At 63.0% G+C, this 1,242-nt stretch carries 1 protein-coding gene; it reads left to right on the forward strand.

Translation table 11 applies throughout. The features are described from left to right. Window positions 1–70 precede the first annotated feature (70 nt). Window positions 71–1,242 (forward strand): IS481 family transposase (locus U1E26_00010; GenBank protein ID MDZ4168023.1); only part of this gene is annotated, 1,172 nt, incomplete at its 3' end.

The raw sequence follows: 1,242 nt of genomic DNA on the forward strand, positions 1-1,242 counted from the left end.
TGTGTGAGTTCACCACATCGTGGACAGATGTGTCGGAACATCGTGGACACCTACGGAAGGGGTGTCTGCGGTGGATCTGGCTCGCTATGTCGTCGAGGCCGTGCTCGTCGAGGGACGGAGCTACCGGGAGGTGGCTCGTGCCCACGGGGTGTCGAAAAGTTGGGTAGCCAAGGTCATCTCCCGGTATCGCGAGGGCGGCTACGAGGCACTCGCTCCTCGCTCCCGAGCGCCAGGCCGTGTCCCCCATCGCACCCCTGCCGATGTCGAGGAGCGCATCGTGGCGCTCAGAACAGAGCTCACCTCAACTGGCTTTGATGCCGGTGCGCTCACCATCCACTTCCACCTGAGCGAGGCGGGGCTCGACCGGGTCCCGTCCGTGTCCACGATCTGGAGGATCTTGAAGCGGCGAGGGTTCGTGACGCCGCAATCGCACAAGCGTCCCAGAAGTTCGTGGATCCGCTTCGAGGCCTCGCTCCCGAACGAACGGTGGCAGTCGGACGTGACGCACTGGAAGCTCGCCTGTGGTTCGCAAGTCGACATCTTGAACTTCCTAGACGACCACTCTCGCCTGATCGTGGCGAGTCAGGCGATACGGGTCGTGCGCGCACCCGACGTGTTGCGCGTCTTCGAGCAGGCCGCTGACCTGTGGGGATATCCGGCATCCCTGCTCACTGACAACGGGTGCGTCTACACCGCGTGGCACCGTGGCGGTGCAAACGTGGTCGAGACCGAACTGCTCGCACGCGGCATCGCCTATCACCACTCGAGGCCCTACCATCCGCAAACCTGCGGCAAGATCGAGCGGTTTCACCAGACGCTCAAGGGTTATCTGAGCAAGCAGGCGGCTGCTGCCGACGTCACTGAGCTGCAGATGCAGATCGACACCTTCGTCGCCTACTACAACGAGGTTCGCCCGCATCGGGCCAGGGGCCGTCTCACACCGAAAGCCGCCTTCGACTCACGCGACAAGGCCCGGCCGGCGGCACCGCTCTTCGACATACCAAAGGGCACGAGGGTGCGCAGAGACCGCATCGACGGAGGAGGAGCGGTCACCTTACGCCACAAAGGCAAGCTGCATCACATCGGCGTGGGACGAATCCACCGACACAAGTCGGTCATCATGCTCGTGGCCGATCTCGACGTCCGGATCCTGACGGAAGAGGGTGAGATGCTTAGGCACCTCACCCTCGATCCGACCAAGAACTATCAGGCCATCGGACGTTGCGATGTGTCCACGATGTC

The sequence above is a fragment of the Coriobacteriia bacterium genome (assembly GCA_034370385.1).
Classification (GTDB): Bacteria; Actinomycetota; Coriobacteriia; order Anaerosomatales; family PHET01; genus JAXMKZ01.